The sequence below is a fragment of the Moorena sp. SIO3B2 genome, assembly GCF_010692525.1.
Taxonomy (GTDB): domain Bacteria; phylum Cyanobacteriota; class Cyanobacteriia; order Cyanobacteriales; family Coleofasciculaceae; genus Moorena; species Moorena producens.
In genome coordinates this window covers 25,168-49,218 of the sequence record NZ_JAAHHE010000025.1, presented here as the reverse complement: position 1 = coordinate 49,218, position 24,051 = coordinate 25,168, and the positions used below count along the sequence as shown (strand labels likewise).

Sequence of the window (24,051 nt, the reverse complement as noted above, 5' to 3'; positions counted from 1 at the left end):
GCCAAGGATGAAGGATGAAATTTCCTAAGCGTCGGTTAGGGGTAATTAGTGCGATCGCAATCGTGGTACTAATGATGATTACCCTGGTAGCTGCTCCAGCTAATAATAAAATCAATAGCGGTTCTACTTACAGCCGCGCTCCCTATGGCTATGGCGCTTGGTACGCTTACATGGCAAAACGGGGAACTCCTGTACAGCGTTGGCAAAAACCCTTTGAGGATTTAGCGAATCAGACGGATGCTCAAGGCTCGGTTACCTTATTGCGTGTCACTAGTTGGTTGACAGTAGATGCTATTTATGGTAAAGAGCGAGAATGGATTAAACAGGGCAATAGGATGGTGATTTTGGGAGTCAAGCAGCCGGTTACTGACGCTGCTTTTAGTACTCTCCAAGAGGCTTCCACGGGAAAGGTTAAGGTTAACACCAGGCGGCGATACAAGGGTAATCAGGGGAAGAAAATTTTAAGCGATCGCTTTGGTGCTGTGGTTTGGGAAAAGCCTATTGGTGATGGTAGAGTTATCTTTGCCACTACATCGGATCTGGCTGCCAATGCCTATCAGGACTTTCCGGCTAACTATGAATTATTAGCCCAACTGGTTACTCCCTTGAAAGCAGAGGGGAATTTAACTAAGCAAAATCCCGTTTGGGTGGATGAATACCTCCACGGTTACAAAGATGTAGATGTGATCAAGCGAGAGGTAGGTGAGACTCTATTCAGTTATTTAGCGAAAACCCCTCTGTTGCCAGCCTTTATCCAAGGATTAATCATTCTTCTGGTTGCCATCTGGGCTCTGAATCGCCGCTTTGGACAACCATTGACCTTATCTGAACCAGTGGTGGATAACAGCGAAGCCTACATCCGAGCATTAGCAGGTGTTTTGCAAAAAGCAGGCAGCAGTGAGTTTGTGTTGGAAGTTGTGGGAAAAGACGAACAACTGCAACTGCAAAAAGCACTGGGATTAGGACAGACTCTGCTTGAGGATCAAGCTCTAATTGATGCTTGGGTTGAGCAAACTGGACGTCCAGCTACAGAACTGAAACAATTGCTGGAAATTCAATCTAGTAAACGTCGTATTAGGGAGTCAGACTTACTAAAATGGTTGGGAAAATGGCAGCAAATTCGTGTTGATTGATGGGATTATCAGAACTGCCCGATTGTGTAAACTACCGCATACCAAGCTAACTAATCCCAACCCCAATCAACCAGAGTTTGCCCATGCTATTGTGGTACCACGAAAACTGTCCCACAGGATAGCGAATCAACCCAAATGAGCAATGATATCCCTGTCTTGAACCGCCTCAAGCAAACCCTTGGCAAAATAATTGTCGGTCAATCCACCCTAGTCGAACAGTTACTCGTAGCGTTGCTTAGTGGTGGACATGTCATTATTGAGGGGGTACCAGGAACCGGTAAAACCTTGCTTGTCAAAGTTTTAGCAAGGCTAATCCAAGCCGAATTTCGGCGGATTCAGTTAACCCCAGATATTCTACCATCGGATATTTTAGGAACCAATATCTTTGACCTGAATACCCGCAACTTTACCCTCAAAAAGGGACCAGTCTTTACTGAGATTTTGCTAGCTGATGAAATTAACCGCACCCCACCCAAAACCCAAGCAGCGCTGCTAGAGGCAATGGAAGAGCAGCAAGTCACCTTGGACGGGGAAACATTGCCCCTATCTGAATTGTTTTGGGTGATTGCTACCCAAAACTCTCTAGAATTTGAAGGCACCTATCCCCTACCAGAAGCTCAGTTAGACCGATTTTTATTCAAGCTGGTAGTGGATTACCCAGATGCAGCGGCAGAAAAGCAAATGTTGCTCAATACTCAGAAAGGATTTCGTGGACGCCGTTTGGATTTAGAACGTCTGAAACCTCTAGCAACTGTAGAACAAATTTTGAGTGCTCGTCAAGAGGTTAAAGCTGTCCAAGTAGACGAGAAGGTGCTGGATTATTTGCTAGCCTTAGTTCAGCAAACCAGGCAAAATCCTGATTTAGCCTTGGGAGCATCCCCGAGAGCTGCTGTAGCTTGGTTACAAACCAGTAAAGCCCAAGCTGTGTTATCAGGACGGGATTATGTGACACCGGATGATGTAAAAGCGATCGCACTCCCTCTACTCCGTCACCGTCTGATTCTGAAACCAGAGGTGCAGTTAGATGGGTTACAGATCGATAGCGTAATAGCTTCATTACTCAAGCAAGTTCCAGTGCCTAGGTGAGTGGCTCAGCACTCAGCACTCAAAAAAAATTATGATTCCCTCACAACGAACCTATTTACTGTTAATACTAGGTATTGCGATCGCATTATTACTCGCTACTGTTTTTAATCAGCAAATCAGTCTAATTAGTACTCTTGTCTTTGATGGAATTGTCCTTGGTATAGCCTTATGGGATGGAAAACGGGTCAAACCTAACCGAGTCAAGGTAACCCGCACCCCTTTACAACGGTTATCCATTGGGCGAGATAATCCGATCGTGCTGTCAGTGGAATCTAGAAATCAGGTTGCTCGAATTCTGATTAAGGACTACTATCCATTAGAGTTTGCTGTTTCCACCCCAACCATCACTGCTACCCTTGACCGGAATAGTAACAAGGAACTAACCTATACGGTTCACCCAGCCAAGCGAGGTCAGTTTCACTGGGGAGATATTCACGTGCGCCAGTTGAGTCCTTGGGGCTTGGTGTGGCATGATTGGAAAATCCCAGGGAGTCAGAACGTAGCAGTTTATCCAGACTTAGTTAGTTTGCGATCGCTTTCTATTCGCCTGACCCTGGAAAATACTGGTACCATCGGCCGTTCCCGACGCTTGGGTGGTGGCACAGAATTTGCTGAACTGCGGGACTATGGCATTGGTGATGACACTCGCCTGATTGATTGGAAAGCCACCGCTCGCCGCTCTCGCCCTTTAGTAAGGGTGCTGGAACCGGAAAAAGAGCAGACTTTAATTATATTACTGGACCGGGGACGGTTGATGACTGCACAGGTACTTCAACTGAAGCGGTTTGATTGGGGATTGAATAGTACTCTAGCCCTAGCATTAGCTGGGTTACATCGGGGCGATCGCGTGGGCGTGGGTGTCTTCGATCGAGACATAACGACCTGGATTCCACCAGAACGGGGTCAACATCAACTATCGAAACTCATAGAACGCCTCACTCCGATTCAGCCAGTGTTATTAGAACCGGACTATTTTGGTGCTGTATCAAAACTCGTGAATCAGCAAACTCGTCGTGCTTTAGTCGTACTGATTACAGACATCGTGGATGTTACTGCTTCCGCTGAATTGCTAGCAGCCCTAGAACGCCTCACCCCTCGCTACTTACCGTTTTGTGTCACCCTTCGAGACCCCCTTGTTGACCAATTGGCGCACACTCCGCCTAATACAGCTGAGTTAGAGAAAATTCCTAGTGAAGACCAGCTTTGGCACAGGGAATACCAGGCCCAGGGGAGAAATAGCATTAGTGTTGATCTCAACCCTGACCCGGGGCAAGCCGCTTATACCCGTGCTGTGGCTCTGGATTTAATTGCCCAGCGCCAAGTTGCCTTTGCCCGGTTGAAGCAAAAAGGAGTTTTGGTCTTGGATGCACCAGCGAATCAGATTAGTCAGCAACTGGTTGAGAGCTACTTACGAGTTAAAGCTCGGAATCTACTTTGAACAAACATGCGACGCATTCCCCCACCTGGCCGTAGGCCACGCTGCGCGAACGCTCAGGTGGGGGTCAAGGAGCATTGATAAGTCGATTGCCATCTTATCTTTTGTAGGTTAAAATATTAACTATAGGAGATTTTATTAAACCAGTGAAAACGCCAACTAAAGTTATACGAACTGACAAGTGGCAACTTAGTCCGACCCCCGATCAAAAACTACTATTAGGGGAAACGGTTAAAGTATATCGCCGCGCTTGTCGGTATTTGGTTGGTATTATTTATACTCATTGGTCTGAGCTTGGCAATTTAACAGCAGATCAATTAACTCCTGCTGTTGAGCGGCTAATGCACCAAACAGCCAAGCGACCTGACATAAAATATCCCCAGTTCAATAAGACTTTTTATAAGTTTCCTAGTTACTACCGTCGAGCAGCAATTGCATTTGCAGCTGGGCAGGTTAGTAGCTATGTAACTCGATACCGCGAATGGCAATCTGGTAGTCGAAAAAGAAGAGATAGTAAGCCACCAAGATTAAATGCTGATACTGGCTGCTATCCAGCTTTGTACAAAGGACAGTGTTACAAGCTGCATGGTTTCGACCAAGTAGAAATCAAAGTTTTTGATGGCCAAAACTGGGTCTGGACTATGGTTCAAATCACCGGTTTAAGAGAGCGCCACCAGGTGACTACAAACAAAATGATGTCTCCGTCGTTGATTTTCAATGATAGGTGCTGCCATCTGTCTGTTCCATTCACTTGTAAGCCAGAAAAACGCAAACCAGAGGCTAATGTTACTGCGGTAGATTTAGGTATAAACACTACTGCTACCGTAGCAGTCGTAACCCATGACGGCACTGTAATCCATCGTGATTTTCTTCACCTTGGAAGAGACATAGACCGCAGGGATAAACGACTAAAGTCCGTATCAAAAAGAGCATCAAAAACGATGGGCAGAGGAGGAAAACTGCATAAAGGGTTTTGCTCCAAGACTTATCAAAAGTGCCAAAGAATTAATAATCAAATTAGCCATGTTGTCTCCAAGCGGATTGTAGAGATTGCTGAAAAGTTTAATTCTGTTCGCGTAGCGTGGCCTACGGCCTTAGCAATTGTCTTTGAGAATCTTTTGGGGTGGAAGCCAAGAGGTGGGAAAAAGCGCTCTAATTTAAGGCAAAGATTCCACGGATGGCTCAAAGCAAAAATTCGCAGCTTCACGGAAATGAAATGGGCTGAATTAGGTGGCAGAGTAATAGAGGTTGTTGCTGCCTATACTTCAAAGTTGGCTTTTGATGGCTCTGGTACGGTCAAACGAAATTCCCAACAATACTCCAAGGCAACCTTCCCTTCAGGTAAGCGGTTTAATGCAGATTTAAACGGTGCTTACAACATCGGTGCTAGAGGTGTGCTTAAACTCGTTCGTAGAAATAGCAACGAGGGTCGTTCCAGCAAAAGCTCTGGACGACCGCCTAGAAGCTGGGCGTGCTTGTGTGACCTGTGGACTAGGGGTAGTTCCAGGTTAGCATAGGACACCACCACCTCGTTCAGGTGGTGGAAGCTTCATGTATCCTCAAGTTTCTGACTACTACAATATATAACCAAAAGGGTAAACAGTCCGATTCCAACCAAATACTTGAGGAATGATGGCACTAAGGGACTGGGAGATAAAAACCCTTCAATAATACCAGCAATAATCAACATCGGCACAATCCCAAACATCAACTGAGCCGCTTGGGAGCCATAAAATTTCAATGCATCTACCCGGCGATATTGGCCTGGAAACAGAATTGCTCTAGCGATGAGTAAACCAGCTCCACCAGCAAAGAAGATAGCGGGTAATTCCAGGGAACCATGGGGAAACACAAATGCCCAGAAGGGATAAGCTAAGTTATTTTGACCCACTAAGGTTCCAATGGCACCAATCAGTATTCCGTTGAATGCCATGATATATAGGGTAAAGGCACCGCAGGTAATCCCACCAGCCACTGCCCGAAAGCATACCGATATATTGTTAATCATAATGCCACTGGAGGCTAAGGGTTTCATGCCCAAAATCGAACCCATCCACAATTCCTGGCGATCGCGTACTTGTTCAATTAACTGTTCCGGAACCACCAGGGAGATAAACACTGGATCTTGCCAAGCCAACCACCAGGCAATTAAGGCTCCGAGCAGAAACACTGCGGTTGCGATCGCAATATAACTCCACGTCTGTTGCACTACAGCAGGGAAACCCCACCGACAAAACTCCCCTAAGCCTTGCCAGTCTTGACGGCGAGAACCTTGATAAACCTGGTTATAGCCCCGAGAGGTGAGTCGTTGTAAATCCTTGACCAGGGTATGGCCTACTTGGTTAGTTCTAGCACGGGCTAAATCCGCTGAGACGGAGCGATACAAACTAGCGAGTTCCTTGATTTGGGATGCTGGCAAAGACTTGATTCCTCGTTTCTCCACTTGTTGCAGGAGAGTATCCAACTGTTTCCAATTTGCTTCCCGCCGCCCAATCCAACGTTTAATATTCATAAAGTTTCCGTGTAATTTTCCTAAACCTCCCTTAAGATAGCGTTAAAACTTGTCTTGCCATCAATAGCCCCATCGACCCATGTCTTATGAGCCTAGTCCCAACCAATCTTTAGGACCACTCAGTATTGGTAATGTCGTTAATGTCGGTTTGCGGATCTACCGCGACAATTTTAAGTTATATTATCGTCTAGCTTTTATCGGTTATCTATGGCTATTAGTTCCCATATATGGCTGGGCTAAGTTTTGTGCCATGTTTGGGCTAATTTCACGTCTAGCCTTTAGGGAAATCATTGAACGTCCAGAAACAGTGAATGAGGCTCGCCGCCATGTCAATGCTCGGATGTGGAGTTTTCTCAGAGCAGGCATCCTAGTATCCTTGATAACGTTTGGAGCAGCAATCCTAGTATCCTTGATAACTTGGGTGGCAATAATGGTAATTATTGTTCTTCTTAGTATCTTGATCGGAGTCCTTGCTTCAATTTCTGGGAATAGCAGTACTATTTTAGATAGTCTCGATACTCTCCCTGAGAATAGTGTTGCTATGCTTATCATAGGATTTCTGGTTTTGAGTATTTTTATGATTGCTTTTTTATTTGGATTTATCTGGTTTATATCTCGGTTGTTGATTTATGAAATAACCCTGGCTATAGAAAATTCTATCGGTGCCAGGGCAGCCATTGGTCGCAGCTGGAAATTAACTCAGGGATTTATATTACGTATTCAAGGGATAGTAGTTGTTGGATTTTTAATATCACTACCAATTTCGATTGCTGTACAGATAGCTACATTCATCATACAAACTCTATTATCTCTTTTGTTTCCTCAAGAATCAGCAATTTTTATCTGGCTTTATTTAGTGCTAGTTTTTGGGTTGAGCTTTGCTAGTGGTGCCTTGTTGGTTCCTTTCTGGCAAGCGATTAAATCAGTGATATACTACGATCTATGTAGTCGTAAAGAAGGCATAGATTTACAGCTATGGGGAAGCTAAGCTCAACACCGATTAATTTTTTTAATCGAGTCACTATACAAACCCCAGAAAGTGTTGAATTAGAATTAACCTTAGCAGGGATTGGCAGTCGAGCTTATGCCTTGCTAATTGATTATATTGTCTTAGGATTAATTTTATTAGTATTTCTAATTGCTTGGGGCTTTTTATCTTCCCAACTGCTGGACTTATTAGACTATTTTTTTGGTATTAATGATTTAGGGTTTTGGCTATTAGCAATTTATCTATTTATTACTTTCTCGATTTACGTGGGTTATTTCGTTTTGTTTGAAACCCTATGGCAGGGACAAACACCGGGTAAGCGCTATGGCAAAATTCGTGTCATTCGTGATGATGCTAGACCAGTGAGACTACAGCAAGCTACCCTACGTGCTTTGCTGAGACCTGTTGATGATTTATGGTTCCTGGGAGTATTTTTAATTATCTTTAGCAAGGGAGAGAAACGCTTGGGAGATTGGTTAGCAGGAACCCTGGTAGTCCAAGAAGAGCAGCCTATGGCTTCTGCTAGCTTCGAGATCTCCGATCAGGCTCAAGCCTTAGCCAATCAGCTCCAAACCCAGGCAGATTTCTCCCCCTTGCAACCAGAAGACTTTGCTATGATTCGAGAGTATTTGCAGCGGCGCGAGGCAATGACATTTCAGGCAAAAGCGAAGTTAAGCCGACAACTGGCTGATCAGGTCAAAGACATGATTGCCTTGGAAAAGGTACCGTCAGTTGTCACGGCTAACTTGTTTCTGGAGGCTGTGTACCTTGCCTATCAGCAGTTATCATCCCAGGATTAGTGACCCACGCACCCTTGCTCCAGCTTGAGCCATGGGTTGGTTATCTGGGAACAAAATACCCTATGCACTCAAGAGTTAAGACGGATGATTCCCTAAAATCTGGTAAAAAACCGGATTTTAGGCTTGTAAGGCTAAATTAATGTCGCTACTATTGTACTTGAATACTTATACTAGCTTCTCATCCGGCTTTTGCCGTTAGTTGCTCATGGACATTCAGCTGATTAATATTGGTTTTGGTAACATTGTTTCAGCAAACCGAGTTGTAGCAATTGTTTCTCCAGAGTCTGCTCCTATCAAGCGGATCATTACTGAGGCAAAAGAGCGTGGATATCTCATTGATGCAACCTACGGGCGTCGCACCAGAGCGGTAATTGTGACCGATTCCAGCCATGTCATCCTCTCGGCAATTCAGCCAGAAACTGTTGCCCATCGCTTCGTTATCAATAAAGATAGTCACAATGGTAACCATTAAGCTTGAAGCTTAACTAGACTCAACATGGAAGCAGGGAGACTCATTGTATTGACTGGTCCTTCTGGTGTTGGTAAAGGAACCTTGCTGCGCCAGCTCCTGAAGCGACACCCGGAACTTGAGCTTTTGGTTTCAGCAACCACCAGGCAACCACGTCCTGGGGAGGTGCATGGGAAACACTATTACTTTGTCACTCGTGACCAGTTTGAAGAAATGATCATAGGGGATGAGCTTTTAGAGTGGGCTGAGTACGCTGGTAATTACTACGGTACACCTAGTTTGCCAGTCAAGCAGCTTCTTGAGAAGGGTAGGTCAGTTATTTTAGAAATAGAATTGGTTGGGGCAAGGAAAATCAACAAAACCTTTCCCTCTGCCCTGCGTATTTTTGTACTACCCCCAAGTCTAGATGAATTAGAGCAGCGGATTCGCTTGAGGGGTAAGGATACTGAAGAAGTAATCGCCCAACGCCTTTCTATTGCCAAAGCCGAAATTGAAGCTGCTGATGAATTTGATGTGACTATTGTTAATCAAGACTTCAAAGAAGCCCTACAAAGGTTGGAAGCAGCTATCAAACCATCTTAAAACTAAGTATTACACACAAAGGTAATTACACACACACAAAGGTAATATTATATCTGGTAGCTTCGTTATTGATCCTGGTATCGATAACTGGTTGAGATCTGTCAGGTTAGAATCCCCTGTGGGTGAGCCTCCGGAGAGTTCAACGAGTAGAGATAACACCTAGTACAGATAACAAGCTACTGGATAATAGTTTAAACCCTGCTTAATACTTGCTGAATACTGGTCACTAATGACTAATGACAACATCTAACCAAGACACGGAAACCCCTAACAGTACTCAAGCGCTACCTTCCCCCTGGCGCTGCCTTACGGGAGCATTGATTTCTGGAGGATTGACGAGCGCTATTTATTTTATAACTGCCTCGATTGCTACAACCTTTGCTAATAAACCCCTCACCTCTAACTCTCAGACAGCCCTCAAAATTGCGATCGCAGTTCGGACGCTGGTAGTGGGAGTCAGTACCCTAGCCACGTTTATCTTTGGTATTACTACCATTGGTTTGGTAGCTTTGGCAATTCAACAACTCTACCGAACGAAGTTCGGCACTCTACCGCCCAAGTGAGGGTCTACCGATAGGTTATTGTCTGGTAGTTGTTGACTTTCACTACAGCAGTGGACAAAAGGGTTAACTAACAGATATGGTCAATTAACAAACAATTAACAATTAACCATCTCGGTTTGTAAACCATCTAAACTCCAATTCCCCTCCCGTTATAGCCCTTAGACAAGCGCGGGAGACGGGGCGTATAAAGTGCTCCTGCAGGTGACCCACACAGCCCCTTGGAAATTGGATACCGAATTTGTTGCGTATCCTAAATATTTCTGCTATAATAGATATATTATTACACTCGTTCGCTTAGCGTCTCCTAGGGAGAGAAGAGTGTCGGTTTAAGTGCAAGCTGAAAAGCCTCTGCTGGAAACTTAAATCAACAAAAACCTTGAAAAAGTAAGCCCAAGGATTTGATCTGAGGGTGTAGAGGCTGTTTGGTTCAGCCGTTAAGGGTTTTATACTCTTAAGAATCCCTCGCTATAATCTCGTGATTTAGCGACGGGAGTATCAACAATCTCAAACAACTCTGGAGAAAACTCTCCACAAACCGTGTAGACAATCCCACGCACTAGGGCTTCAGCCTTGAGTAGGGTTTCTTCAAATTCCAGCTGGGGATTTGATAACGCAATCAGAGCACCACCGATACCAATCGATACTTGATTGGGAGTAATCTCAGCAGTTCGGATCACAATGTTAAGGTCTGCAGCACCGTTGAGTGCGAGAAACCCGATCGCTCCGGAATAGATTCCCCTGGCCTGAAGTTCCAATCGATCAATAATCTCCATGGTTGAGATCTTAGGAGCACCAGTCATGGATCCTCCAGGAAATGTGGCACGGATACAGTCTCCCACCCTTACATCTGGACGCAAACGACCCCGAATTGTACTCACCAGTTGATGAACTGTGGCATAGGTTTCCACATCCATTAACTTAGGGACATGGACACTGCCAATTTCGCAAACCCTGCCCAAATCGTTCCGAAGTAAGTCTACAATCATTATGTTTTCACAACGGTTTTTTTCCTGAGTGCGTAACGCTTCGCACAACAGTCGATCTTCTTCTTCTGTTTGGCCTCGTGCGGCAGTTCCTTTGATGGGTTTAGATTCCACCCAACCTGAGGGGTCAATTTTCAGGAATCGTTCTGGGGATGAACAAGCCACAGCTAGCTCGCCAAATTTTAGGAAGGCAGAGTAGGGTGCAGGATTGAGTTGGCGCAACCTTCGGTAAAATGCCAAGGGGTCAAGTTCGATATTGGCATAAATTTTGTTAGTCAAGCAAATTTCGTAGCTTTCTCCAGCTTTAATTTGATCGAGACTTTCTTGAATATCTTCCAGATATCTCTGGTAGGAACGACTCAATCGAAAGCTAACTTTTCGATGAGTATAGTCTAACTCAATGGGAGGCAAAGGAGGTAGAGTACAAAGCTGTTTTTCGATACCTTCAAACCAAGCATTTGTTTGCTCAGTTTCCCCTTTTTTAGTCAGACACAACAGATAGGTTACTTGCTCTTGATGGTCAAAAGCAATAATTCGGTCTGCTAAGAGAAACATCGCATCTGGAAATTGCGATTGATGGACTATATTTCCTCCACATTCTGCTTTTAGTTCGTAACCAAAGTAGCCAACAAAACCACAGTTAAAGTCAAACGGAAGCCCTTCTAAACAGTTGTATCGACGCTCAAGTTCTCTGTGTAGATAGGAGAAGATACTTTCTCTACGATGTGTTGTTTGGCCTGAGCAGTTAATGGTAAGTTTTTGGTCAGTAATCGAGTATTGCACTACCAGGCTGTTTGGTCCTGTACCATCTCCCATAAAAGAAAAACGAGATAGACCAGGTTCTACGCGAGAGCTGTCTAGCCAGAATGCTGTCGGTTGTGAGCCAAATAGATGAACAAACACTCGTTCCGAATCAGGGTAGACCGTGAGCTTGCGACTATGAATATTAAAAATCATTTGATGAAACAGCCGTGACTTAAGCATTCAGCCGTCAGCTATCATGCTTAAAATAAACATCGACAGGGAGAATTTAATAGTTCGAGATTTTACAGAATTGAAAGTGTGGGCAAAAGCCCATCTAAGCATATGCGCTACGCGCACGCGTGCGCGTTCAGCAGTCAGTGGTCAGCGGTCAGTGGTCAGCTTATTTTATTCAAAAGCACGGATTGCGCTACGCGCACGCTGCGCGAACAGTAACCTGGCCAATAACTGATAGCTGATAGCACCTCAAGTAGCACCATCTGTAGCGCATAAGCTGATAACTGATAGCTGATAGCTAATAGCTGATAGCTGATAGCTGAATGCTTACGCTGTGACAGCTATAGCTGCTCTACCTCCTTTAAAATATCGTTAATCTCCTGCCGGAGACTTTGTAAATTATCCTCCAATGATTGACTGGCAGCGAGTTTATGCTCAATTTCCCCCAGTCTCGGCTTCAGAGAGTCAGTGAACTGCTTGAGGCTGTTTACCAATTCTTGCTGCAAACCTTGTTTTAGCTTATCGGTATAGTTATTCTGCAACTCACGCAAGGTTTCATCAAGCTGTTGGGTTGCCTTATCACGCTGCTTAGGAACCGCATTGAAGCTAAACATGGTCAACATCAGAGCTAGTACAAAAGCTGACAGATCAAATAGTGCAGCAGTGGCTACCACATGTCCGCCAATTCCTGTTGCTGCGGCGGCAGTTCCCAAGGTCAAAAAATTGTTGAGTCCCTTTTCTGAGGCTACCTTAAGATTTTCAGAGATAGAAGTGGTATCAATTTTACCACTATTAAGTTCGGGAACCTGAAACGAGTCTTCTGAGAGGCTTGCTGCTACTTGTAAATCTTCCCTAGCTTCCCGAATAATTTGTTCTCGATATTTCACAAGAGTTGATGCTGCTTCCTTAACAATTTCCTCCATCTGCTGCTCAAGTTTTACCTCCTTAATCGCCCTAGCTACTTTTTCTTCCAGTAGGTCGTCTTCCCTAATAATACGCTTTTTCAATAGGCTAATGAAGGCGAAATTATCCTGGATTACTTTATGTAATTGTTGAATTAGATTGGTAAACAGGTCACGAATTTTTTCTCTAAAGACACCAAAAATCAGGTCATATTGCTCAATTCGCTCATCGATTCGCAACAGAGATCGGTCAAATATCGTCTTTTCGGCAATGACTTTCTGCCGTGCCTCATGGTTCTTTTTCTCTAACTGCTCTAGGTAAACTAACAAAGAGTTCTGAGGACCCTGAAGTTTTAGCCGTATTTTTTCGGTTTCTGCCAGAAACTCTAGTAGGAAGTCTCGTAGGGTGTCGATGTCGTTGCCAGTGCGTGTTGATACTGTAAATAAAGGTGGTACTTCTGTAAAGACATCATGAAGTCCATCTTTGACGTGTGAGATAATCTGTTCACTCTCTTGTGGGGTGACCAGATCCACTTTATTAATAATAACGATTACTTTACGTACCCAGATCTTACTGACTAACGAGAGAAAGTCCAGCTCTGATTTAGTCAGAGGTCGTTCCACTGAGGTGACAAACAGGATGATATCAGCATGCTGTAGATAATTCTCTGTAAGTTCTTGGTGACGTTCAATGATAGAGTTTGTGCCTGGGCTATCAATAAAGACAATGCCATCAAACCCCTCTGGGTAATAGGGTTGAATCGAGTTTGTGGTCGGAAGTATGCCCACAGCAGCTAGCTCGTCATTACTCAACCGATTCAGCACACTGGATTTTCCGGCATTAAATTCTCCACAGACAAAGATCGAGAAGGGATTTTCCAGTTGCTGTTTGAGGGCATCAAGATCAGGGCAAGAGACATTGAAAAGCAGCTCTGCTTCCACAAAGAGTAGTTTTACACCTTTGATGGTGTTGAGGCTGCGGTTAAAGAGATGCTCTTGTTGAACAGGAAGGGTCACCACGTTACTATGAGCGAAATGAGCGAACAGATCTCATTATATTAGCAAGTATTAGCAAGATACAGAAGAATAAATCCAAAGCATACGCTAATTAACCATAGGCCCAGCGTCACTTTAAGGTAAGTTTATTGACTGGCGGGATAGATTACCCTCACTTCCGTGATCAGTTTAGCCGTGAGGTCACCAACCTCGATTAACCAACCATTAACACTTGAAAGTCTGGCTTGCTAGATTAGAAACTGAAAGGCTTGACAGCCTGACGCTGATACTATCTCAGCTCTAACTGGCTTCCCAACGCTCCAAATAACTATGAAACTCCCAAAAGATCGTATCCCTGAAGACCAAGCCCACCAAGTATTCGCCCTAGCGGCTCAACTCTATGCTCAGCACAACCAAAGCTATTCTGTAAAGGAGTTGATTGAAGCAGGTAAAGAGGCACAAATTCCGCCAGAATTTATGGAAAAAGCCCTTGCTGAGATTAAAAAGCGATCGCATTCTAAATCCCTACTCCCCAAACATCATAGTAATCGGTCTGGTCTGATGTTGATTGGTATGGGTACAGTCTTACTCGCTCTTGCGGGTATAGGATGGTTAGCTAATTTTGTAGAACCTAGACGAGTCGCAGAAGCGGAGCTATTGGAATCTACACCAGTCCCAGAAGCAGCGCCAACAGAGGTAAGTGTGCCTCAAGACCAATCCACAGCGTTTGGGGATAATCTAGGGTCAGGGCATATTAATAAGTGTACACCCCTGATCGATAAATACCTCAGCGGTGCTAACCTAAGTGGAGCAGATTGTACGAATGTGGACTTGTCAGGAGCAGATTTGACTAATGCTAACCTGACTGGTGCTAATTTCAGCCGTGCTGATTTAAGTCAGGCTAACTTAAGTAATGCCAATCTCACTGGTGCCGATTTTGCTGGAGCAGATTTAGCCAATGCGGATTTAAGCGGTGCTAACCTGACTGGTGCCAATTTAAGTAATACAGATTTAAAAGGATCTAACTTGACTGGTGCCAATCTCAATGGTACCGATCTGGCGAGGGCAGACTTAGAAAGGTCTGATCTCAGGGATGCTATGACCAATGGTGCTAATTTCGAGAATACTAATCTAAATCAGGTAACTTGGCCTAACGGTAGCATTAACCAGTAAAAAAACTACTTATAAGCGTTCTTTGCGTCTTCGTTGACTAGGTCAGCACCGGAGAAAGGGGACGCACTGGACGCGGAAAAATTTGTAATATGGGTAATTAAACAGAAATAGTATGATATAATAAGAAACTAGTGGCGGCATAGCCAAGTGGTAAGGCAGGGGCCTGCAAAGCCTTTATCCCCAGTTCGAATCTGGGTGCCGCCTTTTTTAAATGGATAAGCTCGGGAAAATCTCGGAGATATTGAGTAGGAGAGCGCTCCTGCTAGTAATCAACTTCCTCTGCCAACAGAAGGTCAGTGTCAAGAGTTGACAAATCCTGGACTTTAGATTGAAATTGATCACAGATTGCCAAGGGATCAACCCTCCGCTCAAACAAAGGACTATCAGGAGATTCACAAAATCTACCACTGAAAAACTGACACACGGCACAGCAATCCTTTCCACTCTTAAGCCCTGCTTCAATTTCTTCTTCCTGAAGTATCATTTCCGGTTGCATGGGAGCAAGCTTGAGATTCACACCATCCCATCGCGCTTTGATAATGCCGCTGATACTCAAGGTCTGCCATCGAGGGTCTTTTTCCACTACCTCTTCGGGAACTCGCAACCAAGCATCGGTCCCAAAGGTCTCCACCATCACGTCAAACTCTTGGGGTTGCTGAATCTTAGCAAGCTGCTGTCGGGAAAGCTGTTCCGGTGCTACTCCTAATTCAATTTTATCCCCCACAGCAGGAATATGAATATAGAACAAGGACTGATTGTCTCCAGACCGGGCTACTTGGTGTAAGGCTTCTAATTCTCCGTGAATTAAGACTAGGTGCTTGGGCTTTACCTTGTTGATTACTTGTCCGAGTCCCACCTTATCGGTATGGGCAGAGAGGTTAAACCGTTTGATTTGAGCTTTGACGGTAATTGGTTTCCCATCTAGTTCAATAGTGTCCCCAGTCTTGAGACTTTGCAGGAGTCGGCCAGGGGATTCTTCATCAGTGTAGCCAGAAATAAAGATGGCAGCATTCTCTCGCTCTAGCAGTACTGAGGCATAATAGACTGAAGGTCCACCGGTCAGCATACCGGAACTGGCCACAATTACACTGGGTTTTGCGATCGCAATCGGACGTTCCCGAAAGTGTTCGATAGAAATAATCGGGGGTGTACTGGTTTTATCAAAGAATGGTTCCTGGCCGTTAATCTTAACTAAGTTTTGAACTGGAACAGGTAACAAGTCCAGGTTTTCTCGAAATACCTCTGTGACTGCTCTGACCAATCCATCCACAAAGATGGGAACTGTTAATTTATTAAATAACTTGGAGGTGCGGATCCCTAACAAGATTTCCTGAGCTCTACCCAAGGCAAAAGAGGGAATCAAGACATTGCCCCCAGCTTGCACTACTTCAGCAATGGATTCCATCAATGCAGTTTCTTGATTTCTTCTAGCGGGGTGGACAGAGGAACCATAGGTAGACTCAGTAATTAAAATATCCGCTTCAGGAAGCTCAGCTAAATTCAATCCGTTAGTGGTGCGACTATTGGTGGTGTGGAAGTCTCCGGTGTAGAGTAAAGACATATCCTTATAGCGCAGATAGATACAAGCCGCACCCAAGATATGCCCGGCATTGATAAACCTTACCATTAGTCCTGGTAAGGGCTCAAAGTCTTTGCCTACTGGTTGAGTTTCCAATTGAAACAAGGTTTGTTCTAAATCGGCCTCATCAAATAACTCGGGAGAGTCTTCATTCAGTTGCTGTATCTTCAGTCCATCCCTGAGCATGACATGGGCAATTTCTCTGGTGCCATGAGTGGAAATCATCCGCGCACCAGGGTAGCGGCTGTGAAAGACGGGGACAGCACCAAGGTGGTCTTGATGGCTATGGGAGATCAGGAGCAGGTTAGGATTATCCAGATAGTCCAACGCGGGCAAAGGGTCGTAGCCTTTGGGTCGAGTGCCACAGTCTAAAACTACTTCATAGGGACCAATCAGAATTTTGAAACAACTGGCACCAATGCTTCTAGCTGCTCCTAAAGGAGTAACAATTAAACGATCATAGGATTGAGAATCAACACTTGCAGATGGGATATCCGGAAACTGGTAATAATATACATGGATATAGTTTCCCTTCAAACTCACTCGTGCTTGTTGCTGGGTTGAAGGGGAGAACGCTTCCCATTCCCATCTTGTTCGACCTCGCTGTTTAGGCAAGTCTAATTGCCAATCGTTGACACCAGTTTTCTGTTTCAACGTGGCTAAGACTCTATCAATGGTTTCCGTCGGGGGAGCAGCTAGTGTGGATTTGGAGGGATTTAGGTCATCTGATAGCCTGGTCAGAGCCTGCTGTAACAAGGTTGTTTGGGTTTGTTGAAATGTTGACTCATGTTTATACTTCCTAGACTCGACCGGTTTGTGGCTGCGGTTTTTCTTCGAAGCTGGGCGGCTATTGGAATTGTGCTCTACTTGGGGTAAAGCTCGATGTAAAATCAGGGTATCCCGTTGGCGCTTAGCAACTACTTCCCACAGTTCCCCAATTTTCATGTGCTTGCTAGAGCCTAAGACACTGATTTTTAGGGTTTTCTGTCCTGGTCTGGACACTTTAAGTTGTACAAACTGTCCCCGTTTGCCTAACTGCACGACTCTGCCAGCGATTAACCATTGCTCCTCCTGGACTGTCTCAGTCATCGCTTCTAGGTAGAGAGAGCCAATTACACCATCTGAGCTAGTATTAGGGGCGACTTGCCAGGAATGGATTCCAGTAGGAATCTCATCAGTGGGTAAGGTTTTGATTTTGAATCGAAGGCCATCCTGACTTAGGAGATAGTTTACCTGAGCTACTGACTCGATGTTTCCAGTTAAGGTGCATTGGATGGTGTTGGTCATCGCTGTAGTGCCATTAGCAGTGGACTGTGTGACTATTCCTACATCAAATCAAAGATTATGATGTAGGCTTCTCAGATTTACAAATGAGACTTGCTGATCCTCAATATCTTGTATCGATTTACCACAGCCATTCAGCGGCAGTCCAACCGCCATTAACGCACGATTCAAAATGTTGATACCACTGTTCCAGTCACGGTCAATCGAAACACCACAACTGGAACAATGATGAACGCGCTCACTTAAACTTTTCAAGGGCCCTAGATCCACAATTGAAGCACTCAATACTTGTCCGACGGGGGTCAACTTTCTGGAGTAACAAACCGCGTTTGACCGCTACTGCTTGTAAAATTTCCATAAATGCCCCCCACGCCGCATCATGTATTGATTTGGCCAGTTTTGTTCTGGCAAGTCCTTTGATGTTTAAATCTTCATGAGCAATCAGGTCGTAATTACTACATAACCAATGAGCAACTTGATAATGAAATTCCTTTCGGCAACGGGTTAAATGAAGGTGCAATAAAGCCACTTGATTCTTAGCTTTTTCCCAGTTTTTAGAACCCTTAACACGACGCGACATAACCCGTTGGGCTTTTGCTAACTTGTCTTGAGCCTTTCGGTAAAACTGAGGAATTGCAATAGCCTCACCATCTGATGTGGTTAAAAATTTTTCTAAACCCACATCAATACCAACAGACGATTTAACTGAATCTACAGGAAGAAACTCAGGGACAGTATCATCTTTCATTGAAATGCAACAATACCAACCGTCTGCTTTTTTAACGATAGTGCATTGTTTGAGAGTGAAACCGTCCGGTATAGGTCTGTGCATTACCACAGGTATCTCACCAATCCGACTCAGCTCAAGCACTCCATCTTTTAGATGTGCTCCCGCTCTGGAATTGTTAACCCGTGGGAATACAAAAGATCGCAAGTCACCAGTTTTCTTAAACCGTGGTCGTCCCCCTCGTTGACCATTAACATCAGGTTTTCGCCATCTATCCCATGCTTTATTAAGCCGTTGTAGGTTAACCTGCTGAGTTTCTGTGTAGATTTGTTTGTACTCAGGGAACCACCGCTTAGTTTCTTTAAGGGCGGCTTGCTGGGTGTAGTAGTTGACAGGTTCCGGAATTTCACCAATCGGCTCACTCACAAGACTGCAACGGTCAATCGGGGTTCTAGTCCGCTTGAGCCAGTCAAGCCGTTGCCCTAGAGCATAGTTCCAGTGACGACGCAACAATTCAAGCCATCTCTCCATGATGGCTATCTGTTCGTCACTAGGCTTGATTCGATAGCAGTAAGTTAACAGCATAATGTGATTGTACTACTTGCGTACTGTTGAGAACCAAGATACCCCGTCGGGCAATTCCCCTCCCGCGCTTATCAAAGATTATAACGGGAGACCCCTTGCCCGTTTAGTTAGGAATTTTCTGGATTAGTTGCCACTTTAATGGTAGACAAGAGAATGGGAAATGATCCCAAATTACTTGGGTAGTTACTGATAATCCTCTATTATACCAGATCCGGTAGAGTGTAGCAGATATCGGATTCACTGATTAGGCTCAAAGGCTCGCGACTGAGGTTCAGAGGATAAACCGACCCAACAGTTGTTCAAAGAATGCCTCGTCGTGCTTTAGGGATGGTCGCCCGATCACCCCAAAGGGATGCTCCTTCAGAGCCGCTACGGGAACGCAATAATAGTGCGATTCGGGCAAAGCCCGACCCTTCGCGAACGCTATATCGCCATATCGCAATAATAGTAAGCCTAACTCTGGGATACATTGCCAATACTATCGGACAGGATACTATATCAAATCCGTTTAATTGTCCATAATAAAAATTACGATATTGTTAATCATCACTAATCCTCCAGACGTGATATAAAAATTTGATACTGATTACCTTTGATTTGGTGAGCAGGATACTTTATGATTAGACTATTATTTATTTGGAGCAGAATAGTAGGTTATAGCTTAGCTAAACTATACTAAGCTATCAGCTAATCAGCTATTCATGATGAGTGTAAGATAACAGACCAAAAAGACCCAAGTAACGTCAGCATCACCCACGAGGAAAAAACCTCTCCTCTATAGACGTTAACTCTAACGTCTATACTCTCCTAGGTTGATCAACCCAATGATTGCCTTAATTTAGCTATCATTTGATAGCTAAATACTTACAAATTACGGTATTTTTAGTCAGCATCTAACACCAAAAAATGAAAGCGATAGTAACAGAATACAATAGAGAGCAAACATCAGAATTACTACCAATACTATTATTAGTAATTGCCTTACTTGCTTTATCTATAACAGCCATCTTAATCAGGTTTTCTCTTCAAGAAATAAGTGCTAATGCCACAGTATTCAATCGTCTTTGGATAGCTACTCTAGTCTTTGGTTTGTGGAATGGATTCAGCCAAGTACGTACTCAAACATCCCAGAAGAACTCTGAACCACAGTCAGGTTACAAAATTGTCGATATCTTACTTTTGGTAGGCGTAGCGATCTCTCATCTGGGTGGTCGATTTCTATGGACTTGGTCTTTAACTAAGACTAGCGTTGCTAATGGTAATGTACTAGGAGCTCTAACACCATTTTTCGCTACTCTAGGAGGATGGTTATTATTTAAGCAGCGTTTTGACCGTAGATTTCTCATTGGTCTGGCACTTGCCTTGTTAGGGGCAACTACTTTACAAATAGAGGATTTTCTAAAGTCGCCCAATAACTTTATCGGTGATAGTGCTGCCTTAGCATCTTCTGTATTTTATGCAGTCAACTTTTTACTATTAGAACAACTGCGAACCAAGTTTTCTGTAGAAGGAATCCTGATTTGGCGCTGTGCTTTGGGAACACTTTTTATGATCCCAGTGGTTCTGATATTCAGTGATCAAATTTTCCCGATTTCTTGGTCAGGATGGTTAGCAGTGATTTCCCTAGCTGTTGTATGCGAAGCTGTGGGACATGGTTTAGTAGTATACAGCCTCAAGCACTTTTCTTCAGGCTTTGTTTCCTTAGTATTGCTTCTCGATCCACTAGTTGCTGCTATTCTGGCCTGGATTCTATTTTCAGAAAACTTAAGTATTCTTAACTTACTAGGTTTTGCTGTGATTATGGAGGGAATTTATCTAGCAAAAACTGGCAAAGGTGCTGATAAGCCAACTATTAAGGAAGAAAACAGCTAATACCATTGGCCGTTATGGATGCTATAATTATTTAGTCGGTAATTGGGTTAGTCGGTAATTGGTAATTGGTATAGCAGTTTTCACTGGATTGAGAACTGCTATAACATGCTTACCTATTAATAAATTAGGATTAGTTATGTTGAAGATAGACTTCTGCGAGCATACCAAGCAGCACCCTGCAAAGCGGCCTGGTCATTAAGAATCACATATATAGGAATAGACTTCAGCAAATCCACCATCTTATCCTTATTAATAAAATTTTCCATAAACAGAGGTTCACGCAGCTTATCGAGAATGCGAGGGGGAATCCCTCCACCGATATAAACACCCCCAGTTGCGAAAAACTTAAGGGCAGCATTTGCGGCTTCAGATGCCAAGATTGAGACAAACATCTCTAAAGCTTGCACACAAAGGGGACATTTATTGGCCAGAGCTGCATTACTAATCGCTGCGGCTGGCTCTCCTTTGCTCATTTCTTCTGCTAACCATTCAGGGGTGTTTCCATGTCCGCTATCCCGCAAATAATTATACATACGAACCAAGCCAGGACCTCCTACAAGAATCTCGTAGCTCACCCGTTTGTATTCTTGCTGAACATAACGCATTAGTCCAACTTGAAGCTCATCCAAAGGAGCAAAGTCAGTACTTCCACCTTCAGATGCGATCGCATGAACTCGACCTTTCACCTCAACGGTTGCTGCTTCTCCTAAGCCAGTACCAGGTGATACTACTGCTCGATTGCCCCCTGGTATTTTAGTGCCGACATTAAGAGTGACTAACTGATCATCTTTTAGGGTTTCTATGCCATAAGCATTGGCTTCTACATCGTTGAGCAAGTTAACCGGAACACCTATAACTGAAACTAATTTAGCTGCTTCTACTTTATCCCAGGGTAAATTAGTCAATTTACACACACCTTCCTTGATTGGACCAGGTAAGCCGAAACAAGCAATTTTAATGGGATGGTCACAGCTTTCAACGAAAGCCCCTACCAGCTCCTCAAAACTGTGATAGTCTTTGCACTTATAAGTGCTTTTTTGGACTACAGAGAGGTTCTCGTCAAATATCGCTAATCGGCAATTTGTTGCCCCTAAGTCACCTGCTAATATCATAAGTAATTCAAAATTACAAATAAAAAAATGCTATCAACGTTTTAAGTTAATTATACCTTAATCAGTAAGCATTCAGCCGTCAGCATTCAGCCGTCAGCTGATAGCTGATAGCTTACCTTAATCAACTTCTTAAAAATCAATCACTAAAGCTCGGCAATCCGGTTGATTGTGGATATCAACTGCTTCTGTTGTTAATTTTGAGAAGGGAACAGTATTGGTAATAATCGGTTCTAGATCAATCTTCTTTGTGCAAATTAGTTCTATGGCCTGACGAAAATGCTCTGGAGTATATCGATAGCTACCATAAATCTTGAGGGAACGATAATGAATTAAATTAGGATTGCCCCGAAACTCAGTTCCCGGGGGTGTTCCACCAAACCCAACTGCGGTACCGCCACACCTGAGCAGGGTTAATGCCTGTTCATAGGTTTCCCCAGAGCCAACGGCTTCAATAACCACATCAGCACCATAACCGTCGGTTTGAGCCATCACTATCTCTTTGAGAGACTCTCGGGTAACATTAACGGTACAATCAGCCCCCAAAGCTGATGCCTGTTCCAGAGAATCATCATGTTTGCCAGCTAGAATAATTTTGGTAGCACCTCTCAAGCTCGCTAGCTGAAGGAAGGTCAGTCCGACACCGCCATCACCAATAATTACCACGCAATCGGACAAACCAATATTAGATAAGTCAATACCCTGAAGGATACAGGCTAGTGTTTCTGTAAAGGCAGCAAACTCATAGGGAATTGATGAAGGCAGCTCAACGATACCGCTAGCCAGGGAAGCCGGAACGCATACAAACTCAGCCATGCCACCGGGTTGTAACTTAGTTGGGTTGAGGCAATGGCCTAATGCTCCTCGCTGACAGTAAAAACACTCTCCACAGGGTTTTTCTGGGTTGACGGTAACGCGCATCCCTGGCTTGACTTTGGTAACACTCTCCCCTACAGCAACAACATCTCCTGCCAGCATCCTACCAAAAATGACTGGAGGATTATGTTTGGCGTGTCCCACTAATACCGCCCGTGCGTGCATCGCACAAAAGAAACACTTCTGAACCTTTATCAATACTTCCCCTGCGCTAGGTAATGGTCGGTCTATTTTTTCTAAGCGAAAGTTCTCACGTCCTGGACCATACCAGACCGCAGCCTGCATGGTTGTCATAATATTTTGCTCCAATGTTGTTTACTGTGGGTGCATCTCATTAAAGCTGTTTGACTCTGTGGGTGGAATGGGCATCTGGGTGGAATGGGCATCTGGGTGGAATGGGCATCTGGGTGGAATGGGCATCTGGGTGGAATGGGCATCTGGGTGGAATGGGCATCTGGGTGGAATGGGCATCTGGGTGGAATGGGCATCTGGGTGGAATGGGCATCTTGCCCGTTTCATTTCCGAGCGGGCTGTCCTAACTCTGGCTACGAGGCGGAAAATTAGGGCCCCCCTAAAGCACCACTAGCAACTCATTAAAGCTGTTTGACCCTGTGGTGCGTTACGGGCAGCAACCTAACCCTGGCTACGAGGCGGAAAATTAGGGCTCCCCTAACGCACCCTACGAAACTAACCTTTAGTGCTCTGCTAGTTTAAGCTACATGTTTAGCCTAGGTTGAGCCTAGCTATCATGAGCTAAAAACTTTTTCAGCCAAGGCTCAGTGATCTGTTCTAGTGAATTAAGGGTGACATCTGCGATCGCAAAACGTTTATCCTCTAGATTTTCTGGTGCTGGAACTGCAATACATGCCATGCTGGCAGCTTTGGCACTAATCACGCCACGAACCGAATCCTCTAAGGCAACACACTTGGTTGGTTCTATACCCAGACGACGGCTAGCGGTGAGATATACTGCTGGATGGGGTTTACCAAATTCCTCGGCTTCTGCTGATGTAATCACATCAAAGGCATCCTTTAAATCGAGCCGTTTGAGTACTGTATCAATTAGACCGATGGGAGATGACGTGGCTAGGGCTAGGGGTAAGTTTAATTCCCGACACAAGTTTACGGTTTCAATTGCACCTGGCATCGGTTGTCCCATGGTCATCAATAGGTCACTCATCCGAGCAATCATTGTTCGACATACCTCAGCTTGGCTCATACCAGTCCAAGGAAATCGAGCATACCAATACTTGACCACCTCATCGTTTCGCAAACCCATTGTTTGAGAAGACATCTCCTCGTTCATGGGAATGCCAAGGTCATTGAAGACTTCGATTTCTACCTTAGACCAAAACGGCTCACTATCAATTAGTAAACCATCCATATCAAAGATCACAGCTACATCCTGCATCAGAATCT

The 24,051-nt window shown here is 44.4% G+C and carries 20 protein-coding genes, 1 tRNA gene and 1 pseudogene; 13 read left to right on the top strand and 9 right to left on the bottom strand.

The features are described from left to right. Positions 1-14 precede the first annotated feature (14 nt). The 4 genes from F6K38_RS08950 to F6K38_RS08935 all read left to right on the top strand — a co-directional run bounded on the left by F6K38_RS08950 (position 15) and on the right by F6K38_RS08935 (position 5,171). A complete protein-coding gene (locus tag F6K38_RS08950) occupies positions 15-1,133 on the top strand; it encodes a DUF4350 domain-containing protein (RefSeq protein ID WP_008191383.1) in 1,119 nt (372 codons plus the stop codon). 135 nt (positions 1,134-1,268) lie between these two features. Next, positions 1,269-2,219: an AAA family ATPase gene (locus F6K38_RS08945; protein WP_008191379.1), complete on the top strand. Its 951-nt coding sequence runs from the start codon at positions 1,269-1,271 to the stop codon at positions 2,217-2,219. A gap of 31 nt (positions 2,220-2,250) precedes the next feature. After that, positions 2,251-3,657, top strand: coding sequence for a DUF58 domain-containing protein (locus F6K38_RS08940; protein WP_008191377.1), 1,407 nt, complete (start codon positions 2,251-2,253; stop codon positions 3,655-3,657). Between the two features lie 143 nt (positions 3,658-3,800). After that, a complete protein-coding gene (locus tag F6K38_RS08935) occupies positions 3,801-5,171 on the top strand; it encodes a zinc ribbon domain-containing protein (protein ID WP_008191375.1) in 1,371 nt (456 codons plus the stop codon). A gap of 32 nt (positions 5,172-5,203) precedes the next feature. On the opposite strand, the gene F6K38_RS08930 is transcribed toward F6K38_RS08935, so the two are convergent. Then, the gene (locus F6K38_RS08930; RefSeq protein ID WP_008191372.1) at positions 5,204-6,166 is read right to left on the bottom strand and encodes a stage II sporulation protein M; all 963 of its coding nucleotides are present in this window, start codon (positions 6,164-6,166) and stop codon (positions 5,204-5,206) included. A gap of 79 nt (positions 6,167-6,245) precedes the next feature. Between F6K38_RS08930 and F6K38_RS08925 the strand changes: the two genes are divergently transcribed. From F6K38_RS08925 to F6K38_RS08905, 5 genes are all read left to right on the top strand, one after another. Then, complete coding sequence (locus F6K38_RS08925; RefSeq protein WP_008191370.1) at positions 6,246-7,154, top strand: hypothetical protein; 909 nt, start codon at positions 6,246-6,248, stop codon at positions 7,152-7,154. Next, on the top strand, positions 7,142-7,954 hold the full coding sequence (locus tag F6K38_RS08920) for an RDD family protein (protein ID WP_287356471.1): 813 nt from the start codon (positions 7,142-7,144) through the stop codon (positions 7,952-7,954). The genes F6K38_RS08925 and F6K38_RS08920 overlap by 13 nt, the downstream gene beginning before the upstream one ends. 205 nt (positions 7,955-8,159) lie before the next feature. Further along, complete coding sequence (gene remA, locus F6K38_RS08915) at positions 8,160-8,426, top strand: extracellular matrix/biofilm regulator RemA (RefSeq protein WP_008191366.1); 267 nt, start codon at positions 8,160-8,162, stop codon at positions 8,424-8,426. A 24-nt stretch (positions 8,427-8,450) separates the two neighbouring features. Next, entirely contained in the window at positions 8,451-9,005 is a 555-nt protein-coding gene (gene gmk, locus F6K38_RS08910; RefSeq protein WP_287356469.1) for a guanylate kinase, read from the top strand. A 236-nt stretch (positions 9,006-9,241) separates the two neighbouring features. Continuing rightward, positions 9,242-9,568: a DUF3082 domain-containing protein gene (locus tag F6K38_RS08905; protein ID WP_008191363.1), complete on the top strand. Its 327-nt coding sequence runs from the start codon at positions 9,242-9,244 to the stop codon at positions 9,566-9,568. A 443-nt stretch (positions 9,569-10,011) separates the two neighbouring features. Here the strand turns inward: F6K38_RS08905 and pabB are convergent, their stop codons facing one another. Both pabB and F6K38_RS08895 read right to left on the bottom strand, forming a co-directional pair. Beyond that, a complete protein-coding gene (gene pabB, locus F6K38_RS08900; RefSeq protein ID WP_048815372.1) occupies positions 10,012-11,535 on the bottom strand; it encodes an aminodeoxychorismate synthase component I in 1,524 nt (507 codons plus the stop codon). A gap of 335 nt (positions 11,536-11,870) precedes the next feature. Further along, entirely contained in the window at positions 11,871-13,448 is a 1,578-nt protein-coding gene (locus tag F6K38_RS08895; RefSeq protein WP_202799293.1) for a dynamin family protein, read from the bottom strand. Between the two features lie 309 nt (positions 13,449-13,757). On the opposite strand from F6K38_RS08895, the gene F6K38_RS08890 reads away from it, so the two are divergent. Next, positions 13,758-14,600 carry a pentapeptide repeat-containing protein gene (locus F6K38_RS08890; protein ID WP_008191356.1) on the top strand — a complete coding sequence of 281 codons (843 nt, stop codon included), beginning with the start codon at positions 13,758-13,760 and terminating at the stop codon, positions 14,598-14,600. A gap of 133 nt (positions 14,601-14,733) precedes the next feature. Then, positions 14,734-14,804: transfer RNA gene (locus tag F6K38_RS08885), tRNA-Cys, on the top strand. 58 nt (positions 14,805-14,862) lie between these two features. On the opposite strand, the gene F6K38_RS08880 is transcribed toward F6K38_RS08885, so the two are convergent. From F6K38_RS08880 to F6K38_RS08870, 3 genes and pseudogenes are all read right to left on the bottom strand, one after another. Continuing rightward, positions 14,863-17,466 (bottom strand): MBL fold metallo-hydrolase, encoded by a 2,604-nt coding sequence (locus tag F6K38_RS08880; RefSeq protein ID WP_008191354.1) that lies wholly within the window; start codon positions 17,464-17,466, stop codon positions 14,863-14,865. Between the two features lie 48 nt (positions 17,467-17,514). After that, positions 17,515-18,775 (bottom strand): annotated as a pseudogene (locus F6K38_RS08875) (RNA-guided endonuclease InsQ/TnpB family protein). Positions 18,776-19,046: 271 nt separating this feature from the next. Further along, a complete protein-coding gene (locus F6K38_RS08870; protein ID WP_267872131.1) occupies positions 19,047-19,178 on the bottom strand; it encodes a hypothetical protein in 132 nt (43 codons plus the stop codon). Positions 19,179-19,681: 503 nt separating this feature from the next. Between F6K38_RS08870 and F6K38_RS08865 the strand changes: the two genes are divergently transcribed. Beyond that, positions 19,682-20,647 carry a DMT family transporter gene (locus F6K38_RS08865; RefSeq protein ID WP_287356467.1) on the top strand — a complete coding sequence of 322 codons (966 nt, stop codon included), beginning with the start codon at positions 19,682-19,684 and terminating at the stop codon, positions 20,645-20,647. 134 nt (positions 20,648-20,781) lie between these two features. Here the strand turns inward: F6K38_RS08865 and glk are convergent, their stop codons facing one another. Together glk and F6K38_RS08855 are read right to left on the bottom strand one after the other, a co-directional pair. Then, positions 20,782-21,759 (bottom strand): glucokinase, encoded by a 978-nt coding sequence (glk, locus tag F6K38_RS08860; RefSeq protein WP_287356466.1) that lies wholly within the window; start codon positions 21,757-21,759, stop codon positions 20,782-20,784. A 129-nt stretch (positions 21,760-21,888) separates the two neighbouring features. Continuing rightward, positions 21,889-22,926, bottom strand: a complete 1,038-nt coding sequence (locus F6K38_RS08855; protein WP_229419737.1) for a zinc-dependent alcohol dehydrogenase — start codon at positions 22,924-22,926, stop codon at positions 21,889-21,891. Positions 22,927-23,010: 84 nt separating this feature from the next. Between F6K38_RS08855 and F6K38_RS08850 the strand changes: the two genes are divergently transcribed. Beyond that, complete coding sequence (locus F6K38_RS08850; RefSeq protein WP_271969539.1) at positions 23,011-23,196, top strand: hypothetical protein; 186 nt, start codon at positions 23,011-23,013, stop codon at positions 23,194-23,196. A gap of 175 nt (positions 23,197-23,371) precedes the next feature. Here F6K38_RS08850 and hxpB read toward each other — a convergent pair whose 3' ends face one another. After that, positions 23,372-24,043, bottom strand: coding sequence for a hexitol phosphatase HxpB (hxpB, locus tag F6K38_RS08845; RefSeq protein ID WP_071102373.1), 672 nt, complete (start codon positions 24,041-24,043; stop codon positions 23,372-23,374). Between the last annotated feature and the right edge of the window lie 8 nt (positions 24,044-24,051).